Annotated in this window: 5 protein-coding genes; 3 read left to right on the top strand and 2 right to left on the bottom strand. The window is 74.5% G+C overall.

Annotation, left to right across the window (positions count from 1 at the left end):
* Positions 1-44: 44 nt before the first annotated feature.
* Positions 45-410, bottom strand: coding sequence for an ArsR/SmtB family transcription factor (locus ACFWRT_RS35375; protein WP_380953804.1), 366 nt, complete (start codon positions 408-410; stop codon positions 45-47).
* Positions 411-568: 158 nt separating this feature from the next.
* Here ACFWRT_RS35375 and ACFWRT_RS35370 point away from each other — a divergent pair, with 158 nt between their 5' ends.
* The gene (locus ACFWRT_RS35370; RefSeq protein ID WP_380953805.1) at positions 569-1714 is read left to right on the top strand and encodes an NADH:flavin oxidoreductase/NADH oxidase; all 1146 of its coding nucleotides are present in this window, start codon (positions 569-571) and stop codon (positions 1712-1714) included.
* 141 nt (positions 1715-1855) lie between these two features.
* Positions 1856-3985 (top strand): FUSC family protein, encoded by a 2130-nt coding sequence (locus ACFWRT_RS35365; protein ID WP_380953831.1) that lies wholly within the window; start codon positions 1856-1858, stop codon positions 3983-3985.
* Here the strand turns inward: ACFWRT_RS35365 and ACFWRT_RS35360 are convergent.
* Positions 3948-5567: an FAD-binding oxidoreductase gene (locus tag ACFWRT_RS35360; RefSeq protein WP_380953806.1), complete on the bottom strand. Its 1620-nt coding sequence runs from the start codon at positions 5565-5567 to the stop codon at positions 3948-3950. The two genes, ACFWRT_RS35365 and ACFWRT_RS35360, sit on opposite strands and share 38 nt — an antisense overlap.
* Before the next feature lie 60 nt (positions 5568-5627).
* Between ACFWRT_RS35360 and ACFWRT_RS35355 the strand changes: the two genes are divergently transcribed.
* On the top strand, positions 5628-6299 hold the full coding sequence (locus ACFWRT_RS35355; protein ID WP_380953807.1) for a TetR/AcrR family transcriptional regulator: 672 nt from the start codon (positions 5628-5630) through the stop codon (positions 6297-6299).
* Positions 6300-6312: the final 13 nt, after the last annotated feature.

Below are 6312 nucleotides of genomic sequence, written 5' to 3'. Positions count from 1 at the left end.
GCCCCGGGCCCTTTCGAGGGCCCGGGGCAGACGGCGCACCGGGGCTATACCGCAGAAGGCGCGGCAGAGCGCCGCGCCGCTTCCAGGACGGCCGGCAGAAGCCCGGGGAAGCGCGCCTCCAGGTCGTCCTCGCGCAGCCTGCTCATGCGGGAGGTGCCCTCGTAGTGCTGCCGGATCACGCCCGCCTCGCGCAGCACCTTGAAGTGGTGGGTGGTGGTGGACTTGCTGACCGGGAGGTCGAACGCGATGCAGGCCATGTCCGCGTGGCCGTCCGCCAGCTCGCGCACGATGGTCAGCCGGACCGGGTCGGCCAGCGCGTGCAGCACGCCCTCCAGGCGGATCTCCTCCGTGGACGGATGGGCGAGGCGGCGCCCGGACGGGGCGGCTACGTCGGACTCGGTCGTGGGCATGGGCGGCCTCCTCAGGTCTCGCACCTCTAAAGTACGAACATCCTCGTAGTTTGACAACTGCCGTACTACGAGGGCTATCGTACTGGCCATGGTGGTCCTGCCCTCCGGCGAGGGCCGGACCACCACTCCGTGCCCCGACCCATCGAGGAGACGTTCCGGTGAGTGCTCTGTTCACGCCCCTGACCCTGCGGTCCCTGGAGATCCCCAACCGCGTGTGGATGTCCCCGATGTGCATGTACATCGCCGCCTCGCACGGCCCCGAGGCCGGGGTGCCGACGGACTTCCACCTCACGCACCTCGCCTCCCGCGCCGCCGGCGGCGCCGGGCTCGTGATGGCGGAGGCCACCGGCGTACGCCCGGACGGCCGGATCAGCCCCTGGGACCTGGGCCTGTGGAACGACCGCCAGCAGGAGGCCTTCACCCGCATCGCCGCGGCGATCGCCTCCCACGGATCGGTCCCCGCGATCCAGCTCGCCCACGCCGGCCGCAAGGCCTCCACCCAGCAGCCCTGGAACGGCGGCGGCCCGGTCGCCGAGAGCGACGGCGGCTGGCAGCCCGTGGCCCCCAGCGCGGTCGCGTTCGACGGCCTGCCCGTCCCGCACGAGCTGACCGAGGACGAGATCCAGCAGTTGGTCCGCGACTTCGCCGCGGCCGCCGAGCGCGCCCTCGCCGCCGGATTCCGGGTCGTGGAGATCCATGGCGCCCACGGCTACCTCATCAACTCCTTCCTCTCCCCGGCCGCCAACCACCGCACCGACGCCTACGGCGGTAGCTGGGAGAACCGGCTGCGCTTCCCGCTCCAGGTGGTCGACGCCGTCCGCGCGGTCTGGCCCGACGACCTGCCCGTCCTCTTCCGCACTTCGGCCACCGACTGGCTGACCGAGAACGACGAGGACCCGCGCGAGGGCTGGACCGGTGACGACACCGTCCGCCTCGCCAAGGAGCTGACCGCCCACGGCGTCGACCTGCTCGACGTCTCCACCGGCGGCCTGGTCCGCGACGCGCGGATCTCCGCCCACCCCGGCTACCAGGTGCCCTTCGCCGCACAGGTACGGCAGGCCACCGGCATACCCGTCTCCGCGGTCGGCCTGATCCTGGAGCCCGCCCAGGCCGAGGAGATCGTCGCCTCGGGCCAGGCCGACGCCGTCATGCTCGGCCGCGAGCTGCTGCGCGACCCGTACTGGGCCCACCACGCCGCCGACGCCCTCGGCGCCGAGCCCCGCTGGCCCGACTCGTACGGCTACGCCGTGGTGCGCCGCCGCACCGCCGAGAAGGAGGCCCGTACGGAGACGGCGACGGCCTGACCCGCCGCCTGGCCACCCGGAAGGAGTCGGCCTCGGCCTGACCTGCCGCCTGGACACCCGGAAGGAGTCGGTCACGGCCTGACCTGTCACCGGGCCCCGCCTGTCCGCCCTCCCGAGCGGGCGGCCCGGTCCAGGCCGACACTGGAGGATGTGACCGCCACCGGGCAGGAGAGGGCGACCATCCTCCGCCGTGCCGTCCGGGTCGCCGTCGCGGCGAGCGCCGGGTTCTACCCGCTGCTGTACGGCGCCGGGCTCCCGGTCATGGCGCTGTACGCCCTCTTCGCCCCAATCGCCGTCGGCCTGCTCTCACCGATCCCCGGCTCCGGCCGCCAGCGGGTCTCCGTCATGCTGCGGGCGCTGCCCCCGGCCCTGGTCCTGGCGACCCTGGGCACCCTGCTCGCGGTGGAGACCTGGGCGGCCGTCGGCGGCATGCTGGCCGTGGGGTTCGTGCTGGCGTTCGCCGCGGTGGGCGGCCCGCGTCCGGCGGGCGTCGCGCCGGGCCTCCAGCTCTTCTACATCCTCGCCTGCTTCCCGCCGTACGCCCCCGACTCGCTCGGTCAGCGGCTGGCGGGACTGACCATCGGCGTCCTGGCCCTCGCGGCCTGCGAACTCCTGCTGCCCGACCCGCCCGCCGCCTCCTACTCGGAACGCCTCGCCCGCGCGCTCGGCGAGGGGGCCCGCGGGGCCGCCCCCGGCGGCGTACCGCCCGAGAAGCTGCGCGAGGCGGGGGCGCGGCTGCGCCTGGCGTCCGTACCACCGGCGGAACGCCCGGCCGGCGCGGGGCGGAGCGACCGCGCGCTGGAACAGGGCGGCCGAGCGGTCCGCAGACTGCTGGACCAGTTGGCCACGCTCGCCGAGACGCCACCGGCAGCCCCCGACCCCGCCTCCACCGCCCTCCTGGAACGGGTGTCCGAGCTGTGCACCACCTGCGCCCGGTTCCTGCGCACCGGAACCGGGCCGCCGGTGGCCGGGGCCCTGGAAGAGGCGATGCGAGGCTTCCAGGCGGAGCGCGTACGCCTTGCCTCCGGGCCGCCCGGCGAGCGGCCACCGGTCGAGGTCCTGCGCCGCCAGTCGCAGGTGCTGGCGCTCGCCGAGTCGGCGCGGATGGCGGAGATCACCACCGACATCGCCGTGCGCGGCCGACCCACCGAGCCCGCCGTCCCGCGCCGGCTGTTCTGGTACGCGGAGCTGTCCACGCCGAGACTCTGGGCCCGGCGGGTCACCGGCAACGTGACCTTCCGGTCGGTGCTGTTCCAGAACGCCCTGCGGACCGCGCTCGGCCTCGCGGCGGCCCGCGCGGTGGCCGGCTCCCTCGATCTGTCCCACGGCTTCTGGGTGCTGCTCGCCGTCCTGACCCTGGGTCGCACGACGGCCGGCGCGACCTGGCGGGCGGTCCGCCTGGCGGTGGTCGGGAACGCGGCCGGAGCGCTCGTGGCGGGAGCACTCCTGATCGGGCTGAGCCCGCACACCGACGTGTACGCCGCGCTGCTCGCTCCGGTGATGCTGGTGGCGTTCGCCCTGGGACCGCTGCTGGGCATCGCGTACGCCCAGGGGCTGTTCACGCTGGTCGTCGCCACCGCGTTCGCCCAGATCGAACCGGTCACCTGGCGGCTCTCCGAGGCCCGGATGATCGATGTCGTCACCGGCAGCGTGATCGGTCTGCTGTGCGGACTGCTCGCCTGGCCGGCCGGTGCGCGGCGGGAGGTCCACCGGGCCATGGCGGGGCTGCTGCGCACCTGCGCCCCGCTGGTGCCGGTGACGGCGGACGCGCTGCTGGCGCCGCCGGGCGGTTCGCGGGCCGCGCCGCAGACCCTGCCCGGCGTCCACCGGCTGCGCCTCGCCGAGGCGGCGTACGCGCAGTACCGCACGGAGGCTCCGGGGGAGGACACCCGTACCGACTGGCACGCCCTGCTCATCGCGGCGAACCACATGCTCCTCGGCGCCCACTGGCTGCCCCGCTTCGGCCTCCGCCCCGAGTCCGGCGCGAGCGCCCCGGCCGCCGCCTGGGCCCGGACCACGGCCGGGGAGCTGGTCACGGAGACGGACCGGATCGCCTCCCGGCTGACCGGTGACCGCTCCAGCCCGGAGCCCGTACGGCGGTGGACCGCGCCGGAGGGCCCTCCGCCGACGCCCCTCTCGGTCGACCTGGAGGTGTGGATGACGAGCCTCGCCCACCAGCTCACCCGCATCGAGTCCTCGCTGACCCCGTCGCCGGGCCCGGACGCTCCGCCCGTCACGCCGTCGCGGCGTCGAACAGCACCCCCGGGTTGAGGATCCCGGCCGGGTCGAGGGCCCGCTTCGCCGCCCGTAGCGCGAGCGCGAACGGCTCCGGGCGCTGCCGGTCGTACCCCGGCCGGTGGTCGCGGCCGACCGCGTGGTGGTGGGTGACCGTCGCCCCCTGCTCACCGAGCACCTCCATGGCCGCGGCCTTGATCTCGTCCCACATCGCCACCTCCGCCCCGCGCCGGCCGGGGGCGATCACCGTGAAATAGGGGGCGGGACCGTCCGGGTAGACGTGGGTGAAGCGGCAGTTGACCAGGCCCGGCGCACCGGTCACCTTCCGTACGGCCGCCCCGACGTCCCGGTGCACCGCCTCGTACAGGGCCGGGAACCGGTCCCAGGTGCAGGCCGTCTCGAACGTCTCGCTGATCACGCTCATCCGGGCCAGCCCGTCGCGGAGGTACGGCATCCGCAGGAACGCCGAACGCCAGGTGCCGGCCGCCGAGTCGCCGTCACCGGACGCCTCGTCCACCGGGGAGCCGCCGTGGTCCCGGGCCACCACGACGAGTTCGGCGAGCCGGCCCTCCACCGGGCCGTGCGCCGACTCCACCCCCAGCACCAGCACGCTCCCACCCCCCGAAGCCACCCCCGACAGGGCCGCCTCGCCTGGGTCGAGCAGCCGGCAGTTGGCCGGGTGCAGCCCCGACTGCGCGATGGCCCGGACGGCTTCCACCGCGTCGGGGAACCGCTCGAACACCACCGAGGCCGACGCCTTGTGCGACGGGCGGTCCTGGAGCCGCATCCACGCCTCCGTGATGATCCCGAGCGTCCCCTCCGAGCCGAGGAACAGCCGGTCGGGCGAGGGCCCGGCCCCCGACCCCGGCACCCGCAGCGACTGGCTCACCCCTGAGGGCGTGACCACGCGCAGGGATTCGGTCAGGTCGTCGATGTGCGTGTGGAGGGTGGCGTAATGGCCGCCGGCGCGGGTGGCGAGCCAGCCGCCGAGGGTCGAGAACGCGAAGCTCTGCGGAAAATGGCGCAACGTCAGCCCGTGCGGCCGCAGTTGCGCCTCCAGTTCGGGGCCGAGGACACCGGCCTGGATGCGGGCGGCGCGGCTGACCCGGTCGACCTCCAGGACCCGGTCCAGCCCTGACAGGTCCAAGGAGAGGACGCCGGAATGGTCCCCGGCCCGGTACTCGACCCCGCCCACGACCGAACTGCCCGCCCCGTACGGCACCACGGCGACATCCGCCCCGGCGGCCCAGTCGAGCAGATCCACCACATCGCGTTCCTCCCTGGGGCGGCCCACCAGATCCGGCGCCGCCGACATATCCCCGTACAGCGCGCGGACCACGTCCCGGAAGGCCTTGCCGTAGGTGTGGGCCGCACGGTCGGCCGGGTCGGCGGAGAGAAGCGGCGCGAGTGCGGCGGGCCCGCTCACCCGGGGCGCCGGCAGCCCCAGCGAGGCGATGGACGGAACGGCCAGCGGCGACGGAGCCGCGCCCGGGACCAGCGCGGCGAGCGAGGCGCACTCCGCGTCGGGGAGGGCCTGGTCGAGGGCGCCCCAGCCCCACCAGGAACGGGTGCCGACGCTGTCGGGCCGGGGAGGAGAGGAGGAGGTGCGGTCCGCCATGAGATATGACCTTCCAGTAATTTACCTCTGGGTAATTTACTGCAACGTATAGTCTCAGTCATGAACACGGCAAGAGGTTCGTCGCCCTCCACCCGGCCGGTGCGCTCGGCCCGTCCCAACGCCGGGACCACCCGTCCCAACGCCGGGACCAAGGGAATCCCGCGCGCGCGACGCGAGGAGCAGATCCTCGCGGCGGCCATGGACGAGTTCGGCCGGCACGGCCACGCGGCGGCCTCGATGGCCGAGATCGCCCGGCGGGTGGGCGTGACCAAGCCGATGCTCTACACGTACTTCGGCTCCAAGGACGGCCTCTACCTCGCCTGCCTGGAGCACGTCGCACCCCGGCTCGTCACCGCGATCGAGGAGGCCATGGCGGAGGACGGGCAGCCTGAGGCGGAGACGCCTCACCGCGTGCTGAGCGCCGTCTTCGGTGTCCTGGAGGGTCAGCGGGGCGCCTGGTTCGTGCTGTACGACCGGACGCTGAAGCCCGGAACCGACCTGCACGCCGCCGCGCACCGGCACCGGCGGACCATCGACGACCTCGCCGCCTCAGGGACGGCGGACCTGCTGCGCGGGCACGGCAACGAGGACCCGCTGGACGCCGACGCGCTGAAGCACGTGTGGACCGGCACGGTCGGTGCCCTCGTCGGCTGGTGGACCTCCCACCCCGACCAGTCGGCGCGGGACATGGTGGCGCGCTGCGCCCGGCTGCTGACCGCGATCCGGGGCTGATTCACTACGCGGT

The sequence above is a fragment of the Streptomyces cyaneofuscatus genome, assembly GCF_042718795.1.
Classification (GTDB): domain Bacteria; phylum Actinomycetota; class Actinomycetes; order Streptomycetales; family Streptomycetaceae; genus Streptomyces; species Streptomyces cyaneofuscatus_A.
Note: the sequence above shows the minus strand (reverse complement) of the source record. Positions and strands in the feature narration are given on the sequence as shown.

Coding starts and splice junctions, on each gene's coding strand:
- ACFWRT_RS35375 (WP_380953804.1), bottom strand. CDS start 410: ATGCCCACGACCGAGTCCGACGTAGCCGCCCCGTCCGGGCGCCGCCTC.
- ACFWRT_RS35360 (WP_380953806.1), bottom strand. CDS start 5,567: ATGGCGGACCGCACCTCCTCCTCTCCTCCCCGGCCCGACAGCGTCGGC.
- ACFWRT_RS35355 (WP_380953807.1), top strand. CDS start 5,628: ATGAACACGGCAAGAGGTTCGTCGCCCTCCACCCGGCCGGTGCGCTCG.